This window comes from Cytobacillus stercorigallinarum (genome assembly GCF_014836495.1).
GTDB classification, from domain to species: domain Bacteria; phylum Bacillota; class Bacilli; order Bacillales; family Cytobacillaceae; genus Cytobacillus; species Cytobacillus stercorigallinarum.
The window spans coordinates 69,500-95,232 of sequence record NZ_JACSQT010000008.1 but is presented as its reverse complement, the minus strand read 5'-3'; the positions used below and the strand labels follow the sequence as shown (position 1 = coordinate 95,232).

General features: G+C 35.7%; 22 protein-coding genes and 1 riboswitch. Of the genes, 2 read left to right on the top strand and 20 right to left on the bottom strand.

Annotated features, from left to right (window positions below; genetic code table 11):
* Positions 1-216: 216 nt before the first annotated feature.
* Positions 217-822, bottom strand: a complete 606-nt coding sequence (locus H9655_RS15750; RefSeq protein WP_191815748.1) for an exonuclease domain-containing protein — start codon at positions 820-822, stop codon at positions 217-219.
* A 225-nt stretch (positions 823-1,047) separates the two neighbouring features.
* Between H9655_RS15750 and H9655_RS15745 the strand changes: the two genes are divergently transcribed.
* Positions 1,048-2,301 (top strand): sensor histidine kinase, encoded by a 1,254-nt coding sequence (locus H9655_RS15745; RefSeq protein ID WP_191815745.1) that lies wholly within the window; start codon positions 1,048-1,050, stop codon positions 2,299-2,301.
* A gap of 79 nt (positions 2,302-2,380) precedes the next feature.
* Here the strand turns inward: H9655_RS15745 and H9655_RS15740 are convergent, their stop codons facing one another.
* The 12 genes from H9655_RS15740 to H9655_RS15685 all read right to left on the bottom strand — a co-directional run bounded on the left by H9655_RS15740 (position 2,381) and on the right by H9655_RS15685 (position 16,486).
* Complete coding sequence (locus tag H9655_RS15740; RefSeq protein WP_191815743.1) at positions 2,381-2,950, bottom strand: TetR/AcrR family transcriptional regulator; 570 nt, start codon at positions 2,948-2,950, stop codon at positions 2,381-2,383.
* Positions 2,951-3,020: 70 nt separating this feature from the next.
* Positions 3,021-3,743 carry a DUF3888 domain-containing protein gene (locus H9655_RS15735; protein WP_191815741.1) on the bottom strand — a complete coding sequence of 241 codons (723 nt, stop codon included), beginning with the start codon at positions 3,741-3,743 and terminating at the stop codon, positions 3,021-3,023.
* A gap of 569 nt (positions 3,744-4,312) precedes the next feature.
* A complete protein-coding gene (lhgO, locus tag H9655_RS15730; protein ID WP_191815739.1) occupies positions 4,313-5,494 on the bottom strand; it encodes an L-2-hydroxyglutarate oxidase in 1,182 nt (393 codons plus the stop codon).
* Between the two features lie 21 nt (positions 5,495-5,515).
* Positions 5,516-6,772: a (Fe-S)-binding protein gene (locus H9655_RS15725; RefSeq protein WP_191815737.1), complete on the bottom strand. Its 1,257-nt coding sequence runs from the start codon at positions 6,770-6,772 to the stop codon at positions 5,516-5,518.
* Positions 6,765-8,180, bottom strand: a complete 1,416-nt coding sequence (locus H9655_RS15720) for an FAD-binding oxidoreductase (protein ID WP_191815735.1) — start codon at positions 8,178-8,180, stop codon at positions 6,765-6,767. The genes H9655_RS15725 and H9655_RS15720 overlap by 8 nt, the downstream gene beginning before the upstream one ends.
* Positions 8,181-8,197: 17 nt before the next feature.
* Positions 8,198-8,893 (bottom strand): FadR/GntR family transcriptional regulator, encoded by a 696-nt coding sequence (locus tag H9655_RS15715; protein WP_191815733.1) that lies wholly within the window; start codon positions 8,891-8,893, stop codon positions 8,198-8,200.
* A gap of 255 nt (positions 8,894-9,148) precedes the next feature.
* Complete coding sequence (locus tag H9655_RS15710) at positions 9,149-10,330, bottom strand: class I SAM-dependent rRNA methyltransferase (RefSeq protein WP_191815730.1); 1,182 nt, start codon at positions 10,328-10,330, stop codon at positions 9,149-9,151.
* Positions 10,331-10,428: 98 nt separating this feature from the next.
* Positions 10,429-11,715, bottom strand: coding sequence for a C4-dicarboxylate transporter DctP (dctP, locus tag H9655_RS15705; protein ID WP_191815728.1), 1,287 nt, complete (start codon positions 11,713-11,715; stop codon positions 10,429-10,431).
* A 308-nt stretch (positions 11,716-12,023) separates the two neighbouring features.
* Positions 12,024-12,539, bottom strand: a complete 516-nt coding sequence (locus tag H9655_RS15700; protein WP_191815726.1) for a PadR family transcriptional regulator — start codon at positions 12,537-12,539, stop codon at positions 12,024-12,026.
* Between the two features lie 248 nt (positions 12,540-12,787).
* On the bottom strand, positions 12,788-14,014 hold the full coding sequence (locus H9655_RS15695; protein ID WP_191815724.1) for a cytochrome P450: 1,227 nt from the start codon (positions 14,012-14,014) through the stop codon (positions 12,788-12,790).
* Positions 14,015-14,215: 201 nt separating this feature from the next.
* Entirely contained in the window at positions 14,216-14,896 is a 681-nt protein-coding gene (locus tag H9655_RS15690) for a response regulator (protein ID WP_191815721.1), read from the bottom strand.
* Positions 14,897-14,899: 3 nt separating this feature from the next.
* Positions 14,900-16,486 carry an ATP-binding protein gene (locus tag H9655_RS15685; RefSeq protein ID WP_191815966.1) on the bottom strand — a complete coding sequence of 529 codons (1,587 nt, stop codon included), beginning with the start codon at positions 16,484-16,486 and terminating at the stop codon, positions 14,900-14,902.
* Between the two features lie 73 nt (positions 16,487-16,559).
* On the opposite strand from H9655_RS15685, the gene H9655_RS15680 reads away from it, so the two are divergent.
* Positions 16,560-17,636 (top strand): DctP family TRAP transporter solute-binding subunit, encoded by a 1,077-nt coding sequence (locus H9655_RS15680; RefSeq protein ID WP_191815719.1) that lies wholly within the window; start codon positions 16,560-16,562, stop codon positions 17,634-17,636.
* Between the two features lie 649 nt (positions 17,637-18,285).
* Here the strand turns inward: H9655_RS15680 and H9655_RS15675 are convergent.
* From H9655_RS15675 to H9655_RS22760, 7 genes are all read right to left on the bottom strand, one after another.
* Complete coding sequence (locus tag H9655_RS15675; protein WP_191815717.1) at positions 18,286-19,797, bottom strand: succinate CoA transferase; 1,512 nt, start codon at positions 19,795-19,797, stop codon at positions 18,286-18,288.
* A gap of 190 nt (positions 19,798-19,987) precedes the next feature.
* Complete coding sequence (locus tag H9655_RS15670) at positions 19,988-20,632, bottom strand: LytTR family DNA-binding domain-containing protein (RefSeq protein ID WP_191815715.1); 645 nt, start codon at positions 20,630-20,632, stop codon at positions 19,988-19,990.
* A gap of 108 nt (positions 20,633-20,740) precedes the next feature.
* Complete coding sequence (locus H9655_RS15665) at positions 20,741-22,051, bottom strand: uracil/xanthine transporter (protein WP_225230679.1); 1,311 nt, start codon at positions 22,049-22,051, stop codon at positions 20,741-20,743.
* Positions 22,052-22,237: 186 nt separating this feature from the next.
* Positions 22,238-23,446: an acyl-CoA dehydrogenase family protein gene (locus tag H9655_RS15660; protein WP_191815713.1), complete on the bottom strand. Its 1,209-nt coding sequence runs from the start codon at positions 23,444-23,446 to the stop codon at positions 22,238-22,240.
* Between the two features lie 95 nt (positions 23,447-23,541).
* Entirely contained in the window at positions 23,542-24,207 is a 666-nt protein-coding gene (locus H9655_RS15655) for a methionine ABC transporter permease (protein ID WP_191815711.1), read from the bottom strand.
* On the bottom strand, positions 24,197-25,210 hold the full coding sequence (locus tag H9655_RS15650; protein ID WP_191815709.1) for a methionine ABC transporter ATP-binding protein: 1,014 nt from the start codon (positions 25,208-25,210) through the stop codon (positions 24,197-24,199). Before H9655_RS15650 ends, H9655_RS15655 begins: the two co-directional genes overlap by 11 nt.
* An 84-nt stretch (positions 25,211-25,294) precedes the next feature.
* Positions 25,295-25,401, bottom strand: a riboswitch (SAM riboswitch).
* A 151-nt stretch (positions 25,402-25,552) separates the two neighbouring features.
* Positions 25,553-25,678: a hypothetical protein gene (locus H9655_RS22760; protein ID WP_263600758.1), complete on the bottom strand. Its 126-nt coding sequence runs from the start codon at positions 25,676-25,678 to the stop codon at positions 25,553-25,555.
* Positions 25,679-25,733 lie beyond the last annotated feature (55 nt).

Here is a 25,733-nt window from a genome sequence, read left to right as displayed (position 1 = left end):
CTGTATATGAGTCTCTGATGATCAATCAGAGACTCTATATTTTGTAACGATAGAAAATAGTAGAAAAATGTCAGTTATAGAACTTAGGTTATAATTAACCTATCATATGACACGTTCAAATAAACATAAGCTTTTACTAAAAAGGTGCTTTCACTTATCATTCATTTACAGTGAAAACACCTTTTATACGATAATTTACCAATATTTATGAGGGAATCAAATATACTTTTTTACTTTAGGTTGATACTTACGCATCGGGCCTTTCTTGAGTATATCCTTTAAATACGATTCTCCATTTGGATTTTTGTTTTTCAATAATTCTAGTAAATATGTAATATCATCCATTGCTCTATGATTTTGATAGTTTGTAATTCGATGGCCTTTTAAAAGGGTCAATAATTTACTGTTATAAAAGCCATATTCTTTCCACGGGACTCCCCTCATCGTACAATACCATTTCAGTTCATTTACATCATTAGGATACATTTGATAGAGAAAGCTTCTATCAAATGATGCATTATGAGCAAGAACAATATCCGTATACGCGAACATCTTCTTTATTTCACGATCATCAAAGCTTTTCCCCACCACATCTTCAAAAGGGATGCCGTGAATTTTATAAGCTTGATTATAATTTCTTAATGCACTAGTCGATTCCGGTTCTCTTAAATAGCTTCGTTCATCTTTTATTGAAAGAATATCCCCTGTCTGTTGATCAAACGAAAATAATTTCAAGGCGATTTCAATTACCTCATCATTAACTGGCGACAAGCCCGTTGTCTCTACGTCGAGAACAAGTCCTAACCCTTCATTTATATGCACACAAACCCTCCGCTCTCTTTTTTTGTTTAGCATATAATAGAAAAATAAGAATTGCCAGCAGAAAAGAAAGGAAATTTTATTGCTTGAATCTGATTCATATTCATTAGAGTATTTTGAAATTAGTAGGCATCACCCATTATATTTTTCTTAATTTTCCGCATTTTTATTGTCAGATGAAAGGAAAACATATAAAATTTTCCTATACACTAAAAGGGATGTGAAAAAATGGTCATTACCACTCATTTTTTCCTTAATCTATCACTGTTAATTGTCATCCTATTTTTTCTGCTCGTATGGATTGAAAAGAACCTTGGTTTTCATTTTTCAAAAACATCAGCAACTATTACTCTGTCCCTGATGATCGGAATTTGTTATATTTTTTCATTTGAACCAGAACCTGGATTAATGATGGACTTAAGGATTATACCTGTAATATTAGGTGGATTGTATGTTGGTGTCGGTCCGTTACTCGTAATTGTCGTTATTGCTGTAAGATGTTTTTATGGAATTAATTTAGGATTCTATGTAACTATGTTTGAATATCTTTTGCTAGGATGCTTATTTTTATATTTATACCCAAGATTTAAGCAGATTTCTGCTAATAAGAGAATTATGCTAGCTGTTCTTATTACTTTTATCTCTAGTATCGTTTCACTCATTTTATATGAGTTATATGTACCACAATTAAACTCACTTGATTTATGGTTTGCCCTTCTTACCATTCCAGCTCTTGGTGTAGGAATGGCCGTTTATATTATTGAATTTGTCTTCAAAACGATCGATATGCAGAAAAAGCTTATCATTGCGGAAAAACTAGAAGCCGTTGAGCAAATGGGGGCAGCAATTTCACATGAAATTAGGAATCCACTCACAGCTGCTGCGGGATTTGTACAATTATTAAAAGAACAAACACTTTCTCCTTCAAAAAGAAATGAATACTTAGAAATCGTCCAACATGAACTGGCATCAGCAGAACGCGTCATTCAGAACTATCTTACTTTTTCTAAACCTGGATTAGATAAAATTGAAACAATGAATGTCAAGAAAGAACTAGGTCATGTCATTAGTATACTACGGCCGATAGCTAATCAAAATTCGGTCGAAATAACAACCAATTTCTCTATCATAGGTGACATCGAAGGCGATAGACAAAAGTTTCAGCAATGCTTCTTAAATGTTATTAAAAACGCCATTGAATCGATGCCAAGAGGTGGCCAACTGTATATAAGCTCTAATTATTCTTCTACGCATATTAGAATCGAGGTTCAAGATACAGGGCTTGGTATGACTGAAGACCAAATTCGTCGTCTAGGAGAGCCTTATTATTCCACCAAAGGGGCAAAAGGGACTGGGTTAGGAATGATGGTTGTTTTTAGTATCGCCAGAGCAATGAAAGGAACAATAAAAGTGCAAAGTAAAATTAATGAAGGAACTGTATTCATCTTTACATTTCCGTCCGTCCACCCCCATTCCTCCTAACCACGCTATAAAAATAATAAGAGCAGGGAATCATAAAATTCCCTGCTCTTAGCACTTCAATAATACTTTCTTTTTGTAATTATGATAAGCCCTTTAAAACGAACCAAGCATGTGCCTCTGCATAGGATCGAATCTCTTCAAAGTCTTTCACATAACCTTTATGGTGTTGTATAAAACCATGAAGGGCAATGAAAGCAGAATAAACAAGTGATTCCTCAGTTTGTTGTTCTTTTAGTTGTAGAACAGCATATTCAAACCGATAGTATGTTTTTTGGGCTATTTCTGTAATCGAATGCTTGTCGTTACTCGTATAAAAAGCAAATAATAGATCGTAACGGTGATGAAGGTTAATACCAAATTCCATGAAAGAAACTAAGAGTTGATTAAGCTTATCTATTTTATTATCGTCACCATATTGAATGGTGACGATCATTTGTGTCAGAACATTGAAGTCCTCCTCAATGATCCGATATAATAAAGCATCCATATGATTAAAATGAACCGTTAGCGCCTTCACTTGGCATCTCATTTTCATAGCAATTTCTTCTAAAGTAATATTATGATACGCATTATCAGTTACAAGCTCTTTAACAACAGCCACTATTTTATCCGCAGATATGTATTGATCATGAAAATGATGTGTTGGCATATGTACCCCCCCAGCCCTATTAAATAGTAATTAAATTTTAGCACCAGGGTTTTTAAGACACAATCCTTTATCACATATGAGATAATATTTGCTCTGTCATTTTCTTTCCTTGTTTTTGTTCTCTTTTATCTACCTTCCACCCATTGCCAAAATGTCTTAAAGTAATCATTTCGTTCATTCCACTTTTATTTTTATAGAGAATTAAGATTTCCTCTTTATTGAAGTAGATGAGTGGTTGAATGGTATTTTTATACTTTGATGTTGTTTCATTATTGATATCTTTCACTACTTGCATTACTGGTATGAGACGATCAGTCCAACCATTTTTGCTTGCTAGAAATTGAAACTGATTAAAACGGGTTTGATGATATCTGCGCCACCTTTTTTTGAAACTATGTTCCATGTCATTAGCCACCTTTCGATAAAAGTGATTAACCTTTTTCTCTTCTTCGTCTCCTTTATGTTTATAAGTGATGACCTCTGGACCTAGAGGTGTCAAATCTAAAACAAGAGAATCTTGCCCGTACGGAGGTAAGTACCCTTCTTCATACGTAGTTATTTCAAGTTTGAGAATCATATGATACCCTTTTCGATTCCATTTAAGTTTCTTTATCTCCGTATCATACAGATTGTATTGTTTTTCATACCCATAATATTGATGAATTTTTTCAGTAAGTATAGGTGCTAGAGATGTTAAAAGTGCATCGGATACGACAGAAGAATCTTCACTAGCTACTATACCATTTGGAAAAAGAATGAAAATAAGCAATAATAACGTCACGATCTTCTTCATGTGTAAACACACTCCTTTATCTTTATCATCTCCCGCATACTTATAAGTAACGGCTGTAATTTCTTCCTATTACTGTTTGACATCAATCTCCTTTGACTACTTATTTTCCGGGAAATTTTTAAAAATAAAAGAGAAAAAAGGCGATTAATGTATATTTCCCTTAGTTCTGTTTGACATATGAACTAAATTCTAAGTAAAAGAAAAGAGGCTAGGATACAACTAAATGAGCTAACCTCAAAAAAGAACAATAACAAATGATGATCTTAAAACATCATTTGCAAAAAAAGTCCGTTCCATTGCGCTACAGTCACTCGCTTTCCGCGGGGAGGGGCTGAGCCACCTAAGGCATTGCCTGTGGGGTCTCAGCTTTCCCTCTATTTCCCGCAGGACTCGAGTGTCTTCCGCTCCATTTCACTATTCTTTTCATATAAAGGTTCAAATCACACAAAAAAAACGAATGATTAGATGTTAGATACTCCTAATCATTCGGGTGATTCATTAGCTAATATACTTATGTCCTAACATCTTAAATCCTAAAAAAATTTGTTTATTTACCAAAAATTCAGTTTTTATATTAGTTTTCTTACTATCTCCTTGCCAATATCAATAGACGCCGTTGCAGCAGGGGAGGGTGCATTTAATACATGAATGGCACGTTTGCTCGGCAATATGTAAAAATCATCAACTAATGAGCCATCATCCTTCAAGGCCTGTGCTCTAACTCCTGCCGGTCCTGTTTTTAAATGTGTTGCTTGTATTTCTGGCATAAGTTTTTGAACATTCTTTAAGAAAAGTTGTTTAGAGGCTGAACGAATCATTTCCTCAATCCCTTCCTTCATATAACCACTTGCTAGTTTCCAAAATCCCTTATATGCTAACACCTCAAATAAATCCGGTAAATAAATATCTGTCTTTCGGTAACCTTCACGTTTGAAACCTAATACTGCATTTGGACCGACATCGATCGCACCGCCAATCATTCTCGTAAAATGAACACCAAGGAATGGGAATTTTGGATTGGGAACAGGATAAATTAAATGCTTTACTAAATGACGTTTTTCCTCAACCAATTGATAGTATTCACCACGGAAGGGAACAATTTTCATATCAGTTAATAATTTTGCTTTTTTCGCAATCCGATCGGAGTGTAGACCACCACAGTTGATATAAAATTGACCTTTTATATCTCCTTGATCAGTGATAACAACTACTTCATTATTATCCTCTTGAATGGCCACAACTTCATGATTAAGTAGAATATCTCCACCTTTATAACGAATGATATCCGCCATTTTTTCGGCCACTTGTCGATAGTTAACAATTCCTGCCATTGGTACATGAATGGCTCTTTTCCCATTTACATGTGGTTCTCTTTCCAATAGTTCTTCTTTTTCCATTAAATGAATATCAAGTCCGTTCTGTCGCCCTCTTTTATATAGATTATCTAATAGTGGCAACTCTTCTTCTTCACTAGCGACAATTACTTTACCGCAAATATCATATTCGATATCATTACTTTCACAAAAATCCTTCATGGATTGTCCGCCGATTTTAGCTAATCTCGCTTTCTCACTACCTGGCTTATAATAGATACCAGAATGAATAACACCACTATTATGCCCTGTCTGATGTGCCGCTACATGGCTTTCTTTTTCAACAATTGCAATTTTCAACGATGGTTTCCGTTCTAGTAGTTCAAACCCTACAGATAAACCAACAATTCCCCCACCAATGATTATATAATCATACATTCTCTTCACCTTCTATCATTTCTATAAACCACATGCTTCAGCTAATATTTCGACAATATGAACGACTTCTACGCTCATCTCTAACCCTTCACGCTTCACACCCATGCACATTTGTAGATGACAACCTGGATTAGAGGTGACAATCACTTCTGGTACTCTTTCTTTTACATAATCCATTTTTTCATCTAAGATTTCCATTGACTCTTTATAATGGAAAATATTATACGTTCCCGCTGACCCACAACACATATCCATTTCTGGAAGAGGAATATACGTAGCGGCTGGAATACGCTGAATAAGGTCTAACGGTGATTTTTTCACTTTTTGCACATTTGTTAAGTGGCATGACGGTTGATACGTAATCTTTTTTTCGACCTTTTTTGTAAACTGAATATCCAACTCTGCTAAAATCACACTAATGTCTTTGCTTTTTTCAGCAAATACTTTTGCTCGTTCAGACCAATCTGGATCGAACTGTAGCAGCTGATCATATTCAACTAACATTGCGCCACAACCACCAATACTATTAACAATATAATCATAGTGATCTTTTTCAAAGGCACGGATGTTTTCTTTGGCTAATTGTATCGTCGTTTCGCTATCTCCTTCATGATGCTGAAGAGCACCACAACATGTCTGATTTTTTATCACTGTTACTTCACAACCGGCATGCTTAAGCAACTTTATGCTTAAATCATTAATTCGTGCAAAAAACACATCCATAATACAGCCAGTAAAAAAGGCGACCTTCATTTTTGTTTCTTTATGAGGTATGAGTGTCCCTTTTCTAAGTGCTTTATCGGGCTTTGTGATGTTAGGTAAAATCGCTTCAAATGCACGTAAATTTTCAGGCAGGATCTGTATTCCCTTCGTTACTTTAGCTAATTTTTCTATACCAGAATGTTGATAGAACCTAAGAGAATGATTCATCGTATTTAACATTCCTTTATTAGAAAGTCCTTTTTTCATAGCCAATTGATTAAAAAATGGACTTCCTTCTTGCTGCATCCTTACTTCTTTATATGAAGATAAAATTTTTCCATATTGTACATTAGTAGGACAAGCTGTTTCACAAGCGCGGCAGCCAAGGCATAGTTCCATAGAATCTTCAATTTCTTTTAGTGAGATTTTCCCTTCAGAAGCCATCTGTACTAAGTTAATTCTTCCTCTTGGCGAATGTCTTTCTTTTCCCATTGTCGTATATGTTGGACAGGCAGGAAGACAGTAACCACATTGGACACAATCAAATGTTTCTTCATAAGCTAATTGATTATTCATCGACTAATACGAGCCTTTGATTTTCATTTTCAGGAAAAACCTTACCAGGATTCATGATATTTTTGGGATCCCATGCGATCTTCATTCTTTTCATCATATTTAATCCAGCCTCCCCTAGCTCCATTTTCATAAACGGTGTCTTCATTGTGCCAATGCCATGTTCGCCTGATAAAGTCCCACCTAGTTGTATAGCTGTTTCGAATATCTCAGCTACAGCAAGTTCGACTCTCTTCATTTCTTCTTTATCCCTTTTATCAGTAATAATATTGGGATGGAGATTACCATCGCCTGCATGCCCGAATACAACTAGATCAATATTGTATTTTTCTTTAATTTGTTTTAGTCTTTTAAACATTTCTGGGATTTTACTTCTTGGAATTGTCGCATCTTCAGAAATTTTCGTTGGTTTTTTTCTTACAATCGCTGGGGAGACAAGTTTTCTCGCTTTCCAGAGTTTCTCTGCTGCTATCTCATTCGCTGCTATCTGAACTTCCCGTGCTCCTACCATTAGGCAAACTTGTTCTACCTGTTTACACTCATCAGCAATTGCCACTGGATGACCATCTAATTCTATAAGGATAATAGCATCAACATCGGTCGGAAGTCCGATTGATTCATATTCTTCAACAGCTACAATGGAAGCTTGATCCATAATCTCCATTTTAGATGGTAATATTCCAGAAGTGAGCACTTTCGATATGGCTCTTCCTGCATCGACAATATCATCGAAAATAACCATCATCGTACCGGTTGCTTGTGGCCGTGGGACTAGTTGTAGGGTTGCTTCGGTAATAATACCTAATGTACCTTCAGATCCGACTATCAGCTTAGTTAAATCATAACCAGTAACATTTTTAATTGTACGACCACCTGTTTTAATGACTTCTCCCTCAGGTGTAACGACTTCTAACCCCAACACATAATCTTTTGTTACCCCATACTTTAAACCTCTTGGTCCACCAGCATTTTCCGCTAAGTTACCACCAATTGTTGACACATGCGCACTACTTGGATCAGGGGGATACATCAACCCATATTTTTTCGCAGCTTTGTCTATTTCAGCTGTCAATACTCCTGGTGAGACAACAGCAATTGTATCATCACAATCTATTTCTAATTTTTGATTCCATTGAGAAAAGTCCAGGACCACTCCACCATGAACAGGCAATGGCCCACCACTTAGACTAGTTCCTCGACCTCTTGGGTACAAAGGGACTTTATATTGATTGGCCACCTTTACTATAGATACAACTTCTTGTGTGGACATTGGCTGTATGACTAATTCTGGTAAATAAGCACCGAACGACCCATCATATGAATAAGAGACTAAATCTGCTTTTTCTTTTAACATTCTCGTTGGTGATTTTATGGCTTTTTTAAATTGTTCGACCATCTCATCTGTTAACATGATGGCACCTTCTTCCTTTACTTTTCTTCTTTTAATTTCTTCCTTACATTTTGCAAATGACTCTTCATTGCTTTTCTTGCATTTTCTTCATCTTGACTTTCTATCGCTTTATATATCGCTTCATGCTCAAGATAGACGCTTTCCCTTTTTCGTTGTAATCCTAAGTTCTTCTTTAATGAAAAAGCGACAGCCTTACGGTAAAGGTCACCGATATTATCCATGACCCCGACCATAAAGCTATTCTTTGTTGCTTCAATCATATACTTATGAAAATCCAAATCGGCTTGAAGGCCCACTTCATCAGGGTTAGTAAGTGTCTCCTCTAGCCCTTTTAACGCTTTCTTGATTTTCTCTAAGTCGGAAGAATCACGACGATTAGCAGCTAGAGCAGCGGCCTCTGTTTCCATAATTATCCTTAATTCCAATAACTCAAAAACCTCTTCTAATGAAATATATTGCAACGTTAAACGGTCCATCATATCGACAAGATGTAATTCTTTCACATAACTTCTGCCACCTTGCCTTGATTCAATGATGCCACTTGCTGATAAGACACTGAGTGCCTCCCTAACTGGAGCGCGGCTTACGCCAAATAATTTCGCCAATTCATTCTCAGAAGGTAATGGTTGATTGGGCGGAAACTCTTTGCTTTTAATTTTTTCATTTAATTGCTCTAATACTTGCGCCGATATCTTCTTCCGTTCAATTTTCATTTGCTACTAATCTCCTTTATTTAATCCCTTTAAAGCTTTCAATCTATCAGTCTCTGAACATAAATAAAAAATCATCACACCATTTGGAGGGCCCCATCCAATAGTGGAGACAATCATTATATTTAAAAAATCAATGAAAACCTTCACTTGTATTACAAGTATACAACGAAATATTAAAAATACAATAATAATTCTAAAAACTTTAATAATAAAAAAAGCTAAAGGAGACACTTCACTGTATCCTTTAGCTTTTTATTAAGTATTTTTTCTTATAAATAACACCTTAAGATAATTGCTTTCTTGGTAGGAAGAATTCGTTTTGAAATCATGTGGTAAAGTAAATTCTTCAATGATTTTATACTTCTCATTTGCTGAAGAGAAAGCTTTTGCCACAAATGTCTTAAATTTTTTCATTGAAACATTACTCGCATTAGATGAAGCGACAATGACCCCTCCTTGATTGGTAATTGAGATGGCTTCTTCTAATAAAGAAGCATAATCTTTTGCCACACTAAAAGTATGTTTTTTTGAGCGAGCAAAACTAGGTGGGTCTAAAATGACAAGATCGAATGTTACCTTTTTTCTCACTGCATATTTAAAGTATTTGAATACATCTTCAACAATGATGTCCTGTTCTTCATAATCAATACCATTTACACTAAACATTTCGATTGTCTTCGCTTTACTTCGATTAGCCAAATCAACACTTGTTGTTTTCACTGCACCGCCTAATGCAGCTGCTGCCGAGAAGGCTCCCGTGTATGAGAAGGTATTCAAGATCGTTTTACCATTGGCATATTGATCCCTTATTTTTTTCCTTACTTCCCTTTGATCTAGGAAAACCCCAACCATTGCACCATCATTAAGATAGATTGGATAGTTTATCCCGTTTTCTTTAACGATAATAGGAAATGTCGGCTTTTCACCACAAACAAAATCGTCATCTTCTACATACTGCCCTTTATGATTAAACCTTTTCTTCTCATAAATAGCCTTCACTGGCAAACATTGTTCTAATGCTGTAATAATCTCCTGTTTAAATTGATAGATCCCTTCACTATACCAACTAATGCAATAATACGTATCATAATAATCTATTGTAACACCTCCAACACCATCGCCTTCTCCATTAAAAATTCTAAAAGCAGTCGTTTCTGGATCGTTAAATAGTTTTTGTCTATGATTTACTGCTGTCTTCAGCTTTTCCATAAAAAAAGCTTGATCTATTTGTTCATGCTGGTTTGTCGTTAATACCCAGCCTCTGCCTTTATTTTGAATTCCATAATAACCTTTACAGAGAAACTGTCCTTTTTCATTCACTAACTCAACAATCGTACCTTCATCCATTTGAGGAATTCGTTCAACAGATTGTTCATTTATTAATGGAAAACCTTCCTTATACTTCTTTATGTATGACGGTCTTACTGTTAACTTCATATACGCTCCACCTTATTAATCAATGATTTATTTATCGTACCACAAATAGCAACTGACAGACAAAGCCCTCTCAAGTTTATCTTGAGAGGGCTTAACCGTTAACTTGCTTTATTCACTTCATGTGAGATCTCTTTCATATTTGAAATCGCATGTTGATATTTTTCTTCATCAAATTCTTTCTCGCTTTTCGCAACTGCGATTGTCGCAATACCGTTACCAATCATATTCGTAATGGCACGACCTTCACTCATAAAGCGGTCAACACCGAGTAAGAGGGCTAAACCTTCTAACGGGATTACTTGAATGGCTGCTAATGTCGAAGCTAGTACGATAAATCCACTTCCCGTTACCCCAGCAGCTCCCTTAGAAGTAAGCATAAGAATTAAGATAATCGTTATTTGTTGTCCAATAGATAAATCGACACCAAATACTTGAGCTAAGAATACGGTAGCCATAGAAAGATAGATTGAAGTACCATCAAGGTTAAAGGAATATCCTGTTGGAATGACCAAACCGACGACTGATTTGGACGCGCCGAATCTTTCCATTTTATCCATCATTCTTGGTAGAACGGATTCCGAAGAACTCGTTCCTAATACGATAAGTAACTCATCTTTAATAAATCGTAAATATTTAAATAGACTAAAGCCATAATATTTACATATTAAGTTTAAAACGATAAAGATGAATAAGAACATTGTAATATACACACTCATCATCAACTTTGCGAGCGGTGCTAAAGAACCTAAACCGAAATGTCCAATTGTATATGCCATTGCACCAAATGCACCAATTGGCGCAGCTTTCATTACATAACCAATGATCTTAAAAAACACATGGGATAACCGGTCAAGAAAATCAGTAATAACTTCTCCCCGTTTACCTAAAGAAGCAAGAGCAACCCCAAATAGAATGGAGAAGAATAGAACTTGAAGAATATCTCCCTCCGCAAAAGCGTTCACCATATTTGATGGTACGATATGTGTAACGAATTCCATCCAATCAATGCCTTCCTCAGCATTGGTTGTATATTCAGATACATCCCCTTGTTCAAGCTCATTAAAATTTAACCCGTCACCTGGTTTAACAATATTAACAACTATTAACCCAATGACTAGAGCAAGCGTCGTAACCACTTCAAAATAGATAAAAGCTTTCCCACCAACTTTACCTACTTTTTTCATATCTCCCATTTTTGCGATACCTAATACAATGGTTAAGAAAATAATTGGGGCAATAACCATCTTCACGGCATTAATAAAAGTCGTTCCTAAAGGCTTTAATTCTTTACCTATATCTGGCCAAATTAAACCAACTAACACACCAAGTGCAATCGCTGTTAACACCTGAACGGTTAAGTTCTTAAAAATTCTTAAAAATCCCATGTTTATCATCTCCTGTCCCACTATCTATCTGACTATTCTTTGTAATTAGAATGATAGCGTTTTCAGAAAATGAAAAGAAGTTTATGGTCATAGTGAACATTTTGTTCATTTTGGTCTTATTAGTTGAGAAAGAAAAACGATTGGAATATCAAGTTACATCATACTATTCATTATAGGAGGAGAGTGTACTTTCGAGGTTATTCCTAATCACTCAAACTTTAAGCATCTAAGGGAAATTTAAGGTCCCATTTGGAATAGAAGAGACGAAAGAGAGCCTCAATTTATTTTAGCTCTCTTTTGTCTAGTAATTATTTTAAGAATTCTAGTACCCTCTCTAACCATTTAATATTAAATTCTGCTTTTTCAAATGCGTGAGCAGCAATTAATTGGCTTGAGTCAGAGACTGTGTCATGTCTTTCCTTTTCTGCTTTTTTCGTTTTTAATGTATGCCATCTTTCTTTTTCTTTGAGAATGGTTTGTTTCAAAATAGAAGCGGCTTCTGATTTATTAATATAATTTAAGAAATGAATGGCAATATACAAATCTGCCACTTCCGTATACTTTTGAAAACAAAGATAGAGCTCTTCTACTAGATGACGACGCCCCTCACTTGTTATTCGATAAAGTGTTTTTTCTGGACGACTTCCTTCTTGTAGCTTTTGTACAGGTTCTATCCAATTCTTCTTATGCAATGCTTCAAAATCATAATAGAACTTCCCCTCACTAATCTTTATGAAAGGCTGTGCATTCAATAGTTTTTTACGGATATTATAAGGATAGTCTACTGAATGTGCTAACATACCTAAAATATATATTCTGATCATTCACCCGTTCACCTCCAAAAACGTATATAGCTATCTTAACTTATACTGGGAAGTAAACGCATCTGATTCTTTCATTATGGTTTCAAATAATAAGGATGCGCTCGTTGATTAGCGGTAAAATCGATAGACTTATAATAAAAAAAACGAACATATTCATTAGAATTTGTTCGTTTTTTCCAAGAAAACTATTCATTTATTTACGCTAACTAATCATTCGTTTAATTTCAGCTGCATCATTATATTTAAATTTAATAAAGTTTAAGGGGCAATGCGGTTAACGTTTGACCGGTCGCAGAATCTGTTAAGTTGGATTCTAATTCAAATGACTCGACAGATTCGATTTTTGTAAAATGCTTAACTAAGTTTTCCAAAATAAGCTTTAGCTCAAGTCTTGCTAATGGTGCACCTAAACAAAAATGTGGTCCATTTCCGAATGTAAGATGTTTCTTATTATTCTTCCTATGAATATTTAATTGAAATGGCTCTTCAAACATTTCCTCATCCATATTAGCCGCACTCATCCAGGCAACAACGACATCGCCCTTTTTCAAGTCTACCCCTAAAAGATTATTATCCTTCTTCACCGTGCGATCTCTTCGACTCATATGGAAACGATATCGCAACATCTCTTCGACTGTCCAATCGATATATTCAGGGTGAGCTTTTAATTCTGAAAATAACTCTTTGTCATCATATAAAAGGGCATAAAAACTTGTTGAGATCATATGACTCGTTGTTTCTACACCTGCACCTAAAATAGCCATTGTCATTTCAATAATTTCAAAGTCTGTTAGTCTTTCCCCATCTACTTCAGCCCTAATGAGATCAGAAATGATATCATCTTGTAACTGCTGGCGCTTTTCAATGATGACTGGTTGTAAATAAGTAAAGAACTCTTTAATTGCCTGATTTTTTTGGTTGTCGATTACATCCTTTTTGCTCTTATCATATGGTAGAAATAATATATCGACCCATTTCTTAAATTTAATCACATCGGGCTTCGGAATCCCTAATAAGTCTGACATCACCATTGCAGGCATTGGATTAGCTAATGCCGCTACGATATCTTCCGTTTTACCCTTTTCTATTTGTATAATTAAGTTTTCAGCAATTTGATTTATTCGCGGTTTCCAATTTTCTAAACTTCTTGGTGTAAATGCTGATGCTAATAGAGATCTTCCTTTTCTGTTATTCGGAGGATCCATTTTCAAGAAGTTTACTTTACTATTCATTTGCTTATCATCTTCACTAAACTTTACTGAAATCGTTGTACGGTCTCCTTCACTGGAGAAATGTTCATAGTCGCTTAAAACGGTCTTTACGACATCATACTTGAATGCATTCCAAGTGTCTGAATTCTCATTATAACGAATAGACCCACTTTCAAGCATCGATTTGTACCATTCTAACGGTTGGAATTGTTCTGATCTTGAATCAAAATGTTTTATGTCTTCTAATGAGATAATCTCTTTCATTTAACATTTCCTCCTCTTTGATCATATGGAGATAGATTATATACTTTAATTAAAGTATATAATCTATCGTAAATTTTCTCCCTTTCATCGTCAATGCATGGAAAGTAGTAGTTTTACTATAGGGGCAAATGAACTAAAAAGAACCGTTGAATAGCCTCAACAGTTCTTTTAGTTCATGATTATTATTCTCTCTTCTCATCACTATGCTTTAATCATATACCGATTCACAGGCCTCCCCACTCCACCATATTGTATATCAAGTACAATTACCCCTTTTTTCTCTAAATAATCAAGATATCTCCGAGCTGTCACCCTTGCAATCCCAATACCGCTAGCCACTTCTCCAGCTGCTTGCGGTTGTTGTTGAACTTTTAAATAAGTAATGACCTCTTTCAATGTAAATTCATTCAGGCCCTTAGGCAAATCTGCCTCTATTTTCGTTACTTGTTCTGTATAAAGCAATTGGTCAAGTTGCTCTTGTGACATTGTTCCTTCATTTTTTAAACTGTCACGATATTGCCGAAACTTCTCAAGTGCCTGCTCCATTCTATCAAATTTAAACGGCTTCATTATATAATCGATTGCCCCATTTTGTAGCATGATTTTAATCGTATCCTTATCTTTTGCTGCCGAGATCACGATCACTTCTGCATTGAGTTTTTGTTTCCTTAATTCATATATAACTTTTAATCCATCTTTTTTCGGCATAAACACATCAAGTAATATTAAATCTGGTAATAAATCTTTAGCTAGCCTAATGCCTTCTTCTCCGTTATTGGCAATGGCTTTCACATGAAATCCCTTTACCTTAGAAATAAACCCTTTATTAACTTCTTGAACCATTGGATCATCTTCAATTAATAGTACTTGAATATCATTCATTAGTTAGACCTCCCCAAAGGTAATTAGAAAAGAAGTACCTTCATTTACATTAGAAGTGACAGTTATTTGCCCTTCCCCTTTATCCACAATTTGTTTGACTAAATATAATCCGTAACCAGTCCCATTTTCTTTTCCTTTTGTGAAACCTTTTGTAAAAATTTTTTCTAAATTAGATTCTTCTATACCTATCCCATTATCTTCTACTAGAATGGAACAAATGTGATCATCTTGTTCGATACTAATATCAATTATTTTTTCTTCTCTATCTAGTTGTTCAAAGGCACCGAAAGCATTCTCAACCAAATTACCTAATAATAAAACAAAATCATGATGATCTAAATGAGGAGGAAAGTGATCCAAATTACTATTAGTATCAACTGTCACGATAATATCTAGTTCCTTCCCTCTTCTGATTTTGCTAATAAGAAGTCCAGCTACCGCATCGTCCTTGATCACTTCATGAAGAAATAAAGAAATACTTTCTTGTTCTTCTGAAGCAGCAAATGCAAGTTGAAAGGCCTTTTCTGGCTTTCCTAATTGGATAAGCCCAGCAATTGTATGCAATTTATTCATATGCTCATGATTTTGCACACGCAGTGCCTCAACAAAACTCCTTACACCAGTCAGTTCCTCTGCTAATTTTGCTACCTCTGTCCTATCTTGGAAAATAGCCACAGCGCCAATTAATTGACCATCTTTATTAATAGGAATTCTCGTACTCAAGATGCTTTTTCCACTCACCATAATTTGTTCATTATAAACTGGTTCATTTCTCTCAACGATTTCTGGTAAACGGGTATCTTCTAAAACGGAACGAATCGATAACCCCGTTACTTCTCCGCTCACATTAAATATCTTTTTGGCTTTTTCATTAAAAATTGTAATCTTCTCATGATAATCAATTGCAATTACCCCTTCATTGATGGAATGAAAGGTCGCTGTTCTCTCTTCAAACATACGTTTAATTTCAAACGGTTCTAAATCAAACATTTGCTTCTTAATATGATTGGCTAATATATATGAGGCAATAAACCCCACAATAAGAGTTAGGAAAACGATCAATAGGATCTCTTTAGAAAAGCCAGAGACGATTTCCTTGAAGGTTGGGATTTTATTACCAACCATCACCACACCTATTTGGTTTAGTTGTTCATCTTTTAATACTGGAATAAACGCTCTTAAATATGTACCATCTTCTCCCTTGGCTTTAGAAAAATAAATATGTTCTGCAAATGCAGGATCTTCATCACTACCAGTTGACACATTACCTATCATACTTTTAACTGGGTGTGAAAAACGGACCCTATCCATATTCATGACTACAATATAATCCGTATTATTTATGACCCTTATTTCTTCCACGATGGGGTTAATTATCTCCCAACCCTCATCTTCCTCAAGACCATCTTTTATATCTGCAAATTCTGCTACAGTCCTAGCTGTACTCATTGATTCGCCTCTTAAGTCTAGTTCTTCTTGCTGTTGCATATTTGCGATAACAACAAGCCCACAAATTAGCAGTAAAAAGATAACAACCCCGTATGATAGCAATGTTATTTTCCAACGAATAGGTATTTCCTTCAAACAAATCTTCCTTTCATTGCCATCTAGACTTGACCTTTAATCTGAAAATAAAGATACTATTTAGTATGAGGTGAAGGTGATGAAAAGTAAATATAGCATCATACTATTAACCATTATTATAACGCTTACGCTTTTTTTTAGTTTCAAACAATATATACTTTCAGAAGACCTTCCTTATGATGATGAACAAGAAGGGCTCAACGATCAAATCGTTTTAACTTTTAGTCATGTTGTCTCCAATAATACACCAAAGGGAATGGCCGCTGATAAATTTGCTGAGATTGTTGCGGAAAAATCGGATGGAAATATTAAAATTGTCGTCTTCTCTAACGGCTCTCTCTACTCTGATATAGAAGAAATACGTGCTGTTCAAGAAGGAAATGTTGATATTATTGCCCCCTCAACATCTAAACTTGGCATGTTAAACCCTGCATGGGGCGTACTCGATTTGCCGTTTATCTTCCCTTCCTATGAAGCCATTAACGAAGGATTAGATGGGTTTATCGGGCAAACATTATTATCTAGTGTTAAGGGGGATGGACTCATCGGCTTAGCTCATTGGAGTAATGGATTTAAACAATTCACATCAAATGATGGTCCAATTATTTATCCGAAAGATATAGCTGGACAAACATTCAGAATCATGCAAAGTGATGTCCTCTCATCACAATTTCTTACATTGAACGCCAATTCAGTGAAAGAATCTTTTAATTCTACATATGACTTATTAGACAGTGGGAAAGTAGACGGCGAAGAGAACACCATCTCTAATATTTATTCTAAAAAGTTTTTTAACTTACAAAAGTATATGACAATAAGTAATCATGGCTATCTCGGTTATGCCGTCTTAATGAATGAAAATGTTTGGAATAAGCAATCAAGAGAAACAAAGCGAATCTTAACTGAAGCTATGGCTGAAGTCACGCAATGGAATCGCAAACAAGCTGCGCAAATGAATGAAAATCAACTCGAAGAAATAAAAAAAGTGAGTTCAATCGACATTCATGAACTAACCAATGAAGAGAAAATCAGTTGGAAAAAAGTCCTTGACCCCGTCTACACTCAATTTAAAAATGAAATTGGCAGTACTTTGATCGACAAAGCATTAAAGCTCAGAGATAAATACGAAAACGAAACAACTGATGAAAGGGACTGAGTGAGGCAACTTGAATCCAACCAAATTTTTGACCCGGGATCTCTTTTTTGACTCGTTTCTGCTTGAATCCAATCAAATTCTTACCCGGGTTCCCTTTTTTGACTCGTTTCTGCTTGAATCCAATCAAATTCTTACCCGGGTTCCCTTTTTTTGACTCGTTTCCACTTGAATCCAATCAAATTTTTACCCGGGTTCACTTTTTTGACTCGTTTCTGCTTGAATCCAATCAAATTTTTGCCCGGGTTCCCTTTTTTGACTCGTTTCTGCTTGTATCTAACCAAATTTTTACTCGGGCTCACTTTTTTGACTCGTTTCTGCTTGAATCCAATCAAATTTTTACTCGGGCTCACTTTTTTGACTCGTTTCTGCTTGAATCCAATCAAATTTTTACCCGGGTTCCCTTTTTTGACTCGTTTCCACTTGAACCCAATCAAATTTTTGCCCAGCCACACCTTTTTTGACTCGTTTCCACTTGAACCCAATCAAATTTTTGCTCAGCCACACCTTTTTTGACTCGTTTCCGACTCAGTCTCTTTCCTTTCCAGTATATATATAGGACAAAACCAATGGGGAACCACGACAAAAAGTAACCTGAGCATTGACTTAGGTTACTTTTACTAACACGTATTTAATAATTTTGCCGTTTCTTTTATACATCTACTTTCTCTGAAGTTAACATTGTGCCATTTTCCACATAGTTAATGTGCCAAGAAAAGGCTTTTGCTAGGATATGTGGAGTTTGGCCACCTGCTGATAATGCTTCATAATAATAATCTCTCAGTTGATCTTTGTATAATGGATGCGCACAATTTTCAATGATGAGCTCAACTCGTTCACGTGGAGCCAACCCTCTTAAATCTGCGTAGCCTTGTTCTGTGACAATTACGTCAACATCATGTTCTGTATGATCAATATGCGAAGCAAAAGGTACAATACTTGAAACTTTTCCATCTTTAGCAATTGATTTTGTCACGAATATAGCTAATCTTGCATTTCTGGCAAAATCTCCTGATCCACCAATACCATTCATCATCTTAGTTCCTTGAACATGAGTAGAATTTACATTACCATAGATATCTAGTTCCAATGCTGTATTGATAGAAATTAATCCTAATCGACGAATTAATTCCGGATGGTTCGTGATCTCTTGTGGCCTTAACAATAACTTATCGCGATATTGATCGAAATGAGCAAACACTTCTTGCATCTTTTCTTCTGAAAGTGTAATGGAACAGCCTGAAGCAAACTTTACTTTCCCTGCATCAATTAAATCAAACACTGCATCTTGAAGTACTTCTGAATACACCTCTAAGTCTGTGAATTCTGAGTCAATCATGCCATGTAAAACAGCATTTGCTACGGAACCAATGCCTGATTGTAATGGGGCAAGTTTTTCATCTAATCTACCTTCTGCAATTTCATTGCGAAGAAAGTTGGTTAAATGTTGCGCCATAATAACTGTTTCTTCATCTGGCTGAACTATAGTTGATGGTGAATCACCTTGTTCAGTAAATACAATCGCTTTAATTTTCTCCGGATTTACTTTAATCCCTATCTCTCCAACACGATCAGCTACGTTTGTAATAGGAATTGGACCACGCTCGCCTTGTTTATCCGGACTATAAATATCATGTAACCCTTTTAACGATGCTAATTGGGCCATATTAATTTCAACAATTACACTATGGGCATGTTCAGCAAAAGAAAGTGAGTTACCAACTGATGTTGTAGGTATAATTGTCCCATCTTCTTCAATCGAAACCGCTTCCAAAATAGCTACATCCACTTGTAATACTCCGGAACGGATGAGTTCTGCTGTGTGAGATAAATGTTGATCAACAAATAAGAAGTCCCCTTTATTAATGCCTTTTCTCATTGTTGAGTCCGCTTGAAATGGTAATCTCTTATTTAAAATACCAGCTTCGGCAAACAACTTATCCACATCCGAACCAAGAGATGCACCTGTATACACATTCACTTTAAAATCTTCTGTTTTTGCTCTTTCTGCTAATGCTACAGGAACCGCTTTCACATCTCCCGCACGAGTAAATCCACTTAACCCCAATGTCATTCCATCTTTAATCATTTCTGCAGCCCCTTCTGCAGTCATGATATTGTTCTGAAGTGTCTGAATTTTAATTCTCCCAAGTTTATTATCCATATTCCCATCCCTCTTTCTGTAAAGAATACTTAATAACTATTTTACTAATAAATCAGAATGGGGTTATTTTTTTAGTATAATTAATGAAAAATTTTGATAAAACAGCAAAATCTGCCGATAAGCCAGCAGATTTTTTCAGATAATCAGAAAATATTGAGTTGAATGGCTATTCATCTAATATGCTTTAAGTTTAAAAACCGAGCAACTTACGAAAATAGCTAGAATAAGATTGACTAACAGGCACTTTTGCACCATTTCTCATTAATAATAAGAAAGTAGAATGTGAGTCAGGAAATATCTCTTGTATTTGATTAACATTCACCAAGAATGACCTGTGACAGCGAATAAAGTTTTCCTTTGGTAAAATATACTCAAACTCCTGTAGCGTATTTTTATGCGTACCAGAAGAGTAAATAGAATGAACATGTGTTTTACGATCCTTGGCTTCCAAGAAATATACTTCATTAAATGGAACCGGTACCCAGCCATCACTTGTCTTTAATGTAACGACAGATTTCCCCTCTGTCAATGTTGGAAAAATAGCTGTCACACAACCTTCAATTTTCCCATCATTTTTAAATGGAACAGCCATCCCGTGATAAGGTACGCCAAATACATCCCTATTAATAAACTCTGATACCTTTTGTTCAGCCTTAAGCGCTTTATCAGCAATACTTCCTTCTTTTACAAGGTCCCCTGGCCGAATTTTCAAGTCCACACGTTTACTTGGACGATAGTAAATATACTCTTTTGTATTTGAAACTACAATTGACACTTCATCTGAAAATAATTCCCCAATTACATCTAGCAATGAACTCAGTGTAATTCCTTCCATCGCAAAAATCCCCTTTTTTGATTCGCTACTATTCTATCTTACGTGTTTTATTTTCATTTGCCTAGTCAAGAAACGTGCAAGAGTATGTCTCGTACCAAAGAAAAAACATCAACTTGCTTTTCCTCTTTTAATAGGATGATCTTCATATTTACCCCAGTTCACTGTTTTTTCTAAAATAATTGAAATAATCACACCCATAATTAGCCCATTTGCTAAAAAGGGTTGAACGAGTACAGGTAATTCCGAAAAGATAACAGGTGAAATGTTCATAATACTAATACCAATTAATATAGGTGCTGCTAATCTAAATATCGTATTGGAATTAAACGTCTGTCCATTTAAACTACTGAATGCGGTACCAAATAATTGCATATACGCAACAAACAAGACTGCGTTTCCGACAGTAACAGGTAACATTGAAAGAAACGACCCTAAAATGGGAACAATGCCAATGATCGTAAGCAAGGCACCACCAATAAAGAATGGTTTTCGTTCATAAATTCTCGTACTTTGTAAGAAACCAATCGTTGATGTAAACGGTGTATAAGGAACAAGTCCAAAACCAGAGCCAATAATGGTGGAAATTGAAGTAATCATCATTGAGCCTTTAAACTCTTTTTTGGCTGCTCTTCTTTGTAGAAGCTTTTCAGCAGCGTTAATAGATGCAAAAGTATTACTTAAATTTAATAACACAGCAACAAACGTGACAACGACAATTCCTATTTCAAGATTAGGAGCTCCTAACGGAAAAAGTTGAAAAGGTGCCGATGTTGTCATCCCAGCGCCATCATTACCAAACAATAAGACATAACCGAGCCAGCCTCCTAAAAGGCCAATTAAGATAGAAAAATTGCTAATAAGTTGATTACCTTTCATTTTTAATGTAGCGACAATCAGCGCTAATACTACAGAATAAAGACTTATTCCTATGTCAATGACGCCAGTTGAAGTCATCTTTAACATACCTTCAAAGAAGATAAACATTAATTGAAAGGTAAGCAAAAATAAATATACAGTCATTACCATCGGACTAAAGATGGCTTGCAATAATGAAAAACCACCACAAGCGATCAGCAAAATGGTCACTAGACTAGCTAAAATAATACCAGTAACAATTCCACCACCAATACGTTCTAATCCAATATTAAGCGCTTGTGCTGAAAGCCCAAGATTTAGGATAATTCCCCATAGCAACCCTGAATGCCCTTCCATAATCGGGAAACGATGGCCTTTCCATCCTTGAAGTATACAAGTAATACCTGTAAGTATGAGTGATGCTCTAATCATCATTGCCATCGTTTCACTAGATAGCTCAAATGCATTGGCAATGGAAATCGGAATGACAACAGTATTAGCAAAGATAAAAAAGACCCATTGAACGGAAGAAACCATTGTCATTGATGAAATAAACTTTTTCAATCTGTACACCACTTTCTACGTTATTCATTTTCACATCTACTAGTATAATTCATTTTAAAAGAAAAAAAGCCTTCAAAAAAAGAATTATGGAAAACGAAATAGGTTGAAGCCATTCTAACATATACGTATTCATACAAATAATAACCCTCTCCATATATGAAGAGGGGCATGTTTTAGTGATTATTTTTATCTTTTAAATGATAATGCTTTTTTCGCTAAATTGGTTATAACTACATCATCCATAGGAGGATTGTGCAGCCCAGCTCGCACATCACGGAAATAACGTTGCAGAGGATTTTTTTGTTGCAAGCTTTGTGCACCAACTATTCTCATTGCCCAATCGACCACTTTATTGGCACTGTTAGAGACAAGATGTTTGATTGCTCCAAGTTCAGCTCCTAATTCTCCTCGTTTATTCGGTTCATTATCCCAGCGATCGGCTATAGAATAGAGAGCTGTACGCGCTTTTAGTAGCTCGAGTTCCATTTCTCCAATTTTACGTTGCACTTCTGGTACTTCACTAATTGGACCTGGTAGACTATTAGGTTGATATTCAGAAGCGAAAATAATAGCATAGTTCCGAGCAGCAATAGCAACGCCAATAAAACAGGCAGCTGAATGTAGTAACCACGCATTAGGTATCGCATAAAAATTAGCATCTTCTATTTCTACTAATGCCTCTTCTTCTACAATTACATTCTCTAATACGAGATCATCACTGCGTGTACCTCGCATCCCTAACATACTCCAAGTTGGTTCCACTATCAAACCAGGATTCTCATGTGGTACAAGGAATATGCCAATTTCGCCCGAATCGTCAATCGTTGCTGTAATAAGAGAAAAATCTAATCCAGGTGCCATCGAAGCAAAAGACTTTCTTCCATTTAAAATCCATTGCGTTCCTTTTTTTACCGCAGTCGTCGCTGGTCGTCCACCACGGGTTGGACTGCCGGTTGCTGTCTCTGTTGCACAGCGGTTAATCAATTTCTTATCTTTAATAACCGTTTCGCATAACTTGGCAAACTGTTCTTCCTTCCATTTCCGTTTTACCCTTAAATCATAGATAACACCTAAGTGCCAACCAATACATAATGCCGTAGACGCATCACCTTGAGCAATCCTTTCTTGTATTAATAAATATTCATATAAGGAAATCTCTTTACCACCATACTCTTTCGGAATCGTCAGACTTAAATAATTTGATTGTTTCAATTCTTCAAAATTATCGAAGGGGAATTCTGCATTTTCATCAATCTTTTGCGCCCTCTTACTAAATCCTTCTGCTAATATCGCAGCTTTATGAAATAATTCTTCTTGTTGAGCCGTCTTAATAAATGGTCGAGCGAGTTGTTCAGCTAAATACGCTTCTTTAGATGAAGCTGTTATCGTGCTCATAGAATCAGTCCTCTCTATCTTTAGATAAGATTTATAGGATAAATAAATATAGTAAAGGCTCCATCCTCCTTTACTATATTTATTGTTACAATTTATTATCTCTTATCTACATATTTAGTTAATTTATCGCCACCAATTTGAATGATTTGCACCAATACAACGAGAACAACTACTGTGGTGATCATAATGACATTATCATAGCGATAGTAACCGAAACGTATCGCTAAATCACCAATACCACCGCCGCCAATAATACCTGCCATTGCGGAATAACCAATTAAACTAATAGTCGTAATCGTTAATCCTTGAACAATTCCAGGTTTCGCTTCTGGGACAAGGATTTCTTTAATAATCATCCAAGGGGAAGCGCCTACTGCTACTGCGGATTCAATGACCCCTTTATCTATTTCTCTTAAAGATGTTTCTACCAATCTTGCAAAAAAGGGAATCGCTGCCACGGATAATGAGACAGAAGCAGCTGTAGGACCAATCGTTGAACCTGCAATTAATTTTGTTAACGGCAATAGAGCTACTAACAAAATAATATAAGGAATCGAGCGGATCAAATTGACAATCCAACCAGTAACCGCATTTACAAATCTATTTTTTAAGAACAATCCTTCGTCGGTAACGAATAATAAGATCCCTAGTGGAAGACCTAGTATAAGTGCAGCAACTAAAGAGATGGCGACCATATAAATTGTTTGTAATACAGCTGTATTTAGTTCAGGAAGTAACGCCTGAATGGACTCAAGCAACATGTTCAACTACCTCCATATTCTGTGTTCTATCTTGAATATATTGTATAGCTCTTTCTATTTCAGGTATTTCGCCAGTCAACTCCATAATAAAAATACCTAGTGGCACTTCTTGAATATATTCAATCTTGCCGTGAAGAATATTCCCTTTTACTTTGAATGTTTGGAACAGTTCAGAAACAACAGATTCTTCTGCTATTGCACCTTTAAACTGAATCTTGATGATCGTCCCCTTCCTGTTTTCAATCAATTGCTGTGGTAAGTCAAATTGAAGAACACTTTGAATAAAGTCTCTTGTAAGTGGTTCAACTGGGTTCGCAAATATATCATACACCGGTCCTTCTTCTATGACCTTTCCATCTTGCATAACAGCTAATCTATGGCAAATCTCTTTGACTACTTCCATCTCATGAGTGATAAGTACGATGGTTAAGCCTAGCTTCTTATTAATCGATTTTAATAGGTTTAAGATCGACTTTGTTGTTTTTGGATCTAAGGCTGAAGTGGCTTCATCGCAAAGTAAAACCTTTGGATCATTAGCAAGTGCTCTGGCAATTCCTACCCTTTGCTTTTGACCACCACTTAATTGTGCGGGATACTGATGAATTTTATCTGCTAAACCGACTAATTCTAATAGTTCTTTCACCCTCTTATCTATTTCTTTCGGGCTTTTCCCTGCCGCTTTTAAAGCAAAGGCAATATTCTCATATACCGTCTTCGAACTTGCTAAATAAAAATGTTGAAAAATCATACCTATCTTCTGCCTTGCTTTTCGTAATTCTTTACTTGTTAAGGCCGTTAAATCAACGCCATCAATTTTCACTTCACCAGATGTTGGTCTCTCCAATAAATTAAGACAACGTAATAAAGAGCTTTTCCCAGCTCCACTATAACCAATAATCCCGTATATTTCCCCTTCTTTAATGGAAAGAGATACATTGTCAACGCCTATTACTTGCTTTTTTTTGCTTTTATAAATTTTCACTAAATGATTGACTTCAATCATTTACCTCACCCTCCCTCAGGTCCTCTACAACATAAAATGAGCCTCTTTCACTTTGAAAGAGGCTCAACAAATGATTGTTATTAAACCTTATCTTTCAGAATGAAATCATTCTGCAGGATTTAGCACCTTCCCTTTAAAAGGAGGTTGCCGGACATCTTCGGGCCTGGTCCCTCAGTCTCTCTCGATAAGAATCATATTCAATTTATTGTATTGCTTTGATAAAGGAAATTTTATCGGGTATTGATTTAATTGTCAATAGTATTTTGATTATTAATACATTTACTTATTTTCCTCTTCGTTTAAACAGAAAGATAAATAAAGTTGTTCCTAATAAAACAATGTTTAGGTCCACATACAAGATGATGGCTGACGTTGAGAATTTCTCTTTACTAGGTTACGTCCCTCACCACCAAGCATATCTGCAAACCCTTGCAGTGGTTCAAAATCTCCATTTAGGCATGTCAACATCTGTGTTCCTTCATTGCCATTTAGCAGTTGGAACCCTTCTCTCCTAGGAAACATG

Bases quoted from the DNA above. Each gene is read 5' to 3' on its own strand.
- H9655_RS15745 (WP_191815745.1), top strand. From the start codon at position 1,048: ATGGTCATTACCACTCATTTTTTCCTTAATCTATCACTGTTAATTGTC.
- H9655_RS15715 (WP_191815733.1), bottom strand. From the start codon at position 8,893: ATGAAAATTGAACGGAAGAAGATATCGGCGCAAGTATTAGAGCAATTA.
- H9655_RS15710 (WP_191815730.1), bottom strand. From the start codon at position 10,330: ATGAAGTTAACAGTAAGACCGTCATACATAAAGAAGTATAAGGAAGGT.
- H9655_RS15650 (WP_191815709.1), bottom strand. From the start codon at position 25,210: ATGATTGAAGTCAATCATTTAGTGAAAATTTATAAAAGCAAAAAAAAG.
- H9655_RS15725 (WP_191815737.1), bottom strand. From the start codon at position 6,772: ATGAATAATCAATTAGCTTATGAAGAAACATTTGATTGTGTCCAATGT.
- H9655_RS15680 (WP_191815719.1), top strand. From the start codon at position 16,560: ATGAAAAGTAAATATAGCATCATACTATTAACCATTATTATAACGCTT.
- H9655_RS22760 (WP_263600758.1), bottom strand. From the start codon at position 25,678: ATGTTGACATGCCTAAATGGAGATTTTGAACCACTGCAAGGGTTTGCA.
- lhgO (WP_191815739.1), bottom strand. From the start codon at position 5,494: ATGTATGATTATATAATCATTGGTGGGGGAATTGTTGGTTTATCTGTA.
- H9655_RS15740 (WP_191815743.1), bottom strand. From the start codon at position 2,950: ATGCCAACACATCATTTTCATGATCAATACATATCTGCGGATAAAATA.
- H9655_RS15720 (WP_191815735.1), bottom strand. From the start codon at position 8,180: ATGTTAACAGATGAGATGGTCGAACAATTTAAAAAAGCCATAAAATCA.
- H9655_RS15670 (WP_191815715.1), bottom strand. From the start codon at position 20,632: ATGGAAGGAATTACACTGAGTTCATTGCTAGATGTAATTGGGGAATTA.
- H9655_RS15700 (WP_191815726.1), bottom strand. From the start codon at position 12,539: ATGATCAGAATATATATTTTAGGTATGTTAGCACATTCAGTAGACTAT.
- H9655_RS15675 (WP_191815717.1), bottom strand. From the start codon at position 19,797: ATGGATAATAAACTTGGGAGAATTAAAATTCAGACACTTCAGAACAAT.
- dctP (WP_191815728.1), bottom strand. From the start codon at position 11,715: ATGGGATTTTTAAGAATTTTTAAGAACTTAACCGTTCAGGTGTTAACA.
- H9655_RS15655 (WP_191815711.1), bottom strand. From the start codon at position 24,207: ATGTTGCTTGAGTCCATTCAGGCGTTACTTCCTGAACTAAATACAGCT.
- H9655_RS15735 (WP_191815741.1), bottom strand. From the start codon at position 3,743: ATGAAGAAGATCGTGACGTTATTATTGCTTATTTTCATTCTTTTTCCA.
- H9655_RS15660 (WP_191815713.1), bottom strand. From the start codon at position 23,446: ATGAGCACGATAACAGCTTCATCTAAAGAAGCGTATTTAGCTGAACAA.
- H9655_RS15690 (WP_191815721.1), bottom strand. From the start codon at position 14,896: ATGAATGATATTCAAGTACTATTAATTGAAGATGATCCAATGGTTCAA.
- H9655_RS15695 (WP_191815724.1), bottom strand. From the start codon at position 14,014: ATGAAAGAGATTATCTCATTAGAAGACATAAAACATTTTGATTCAAGA.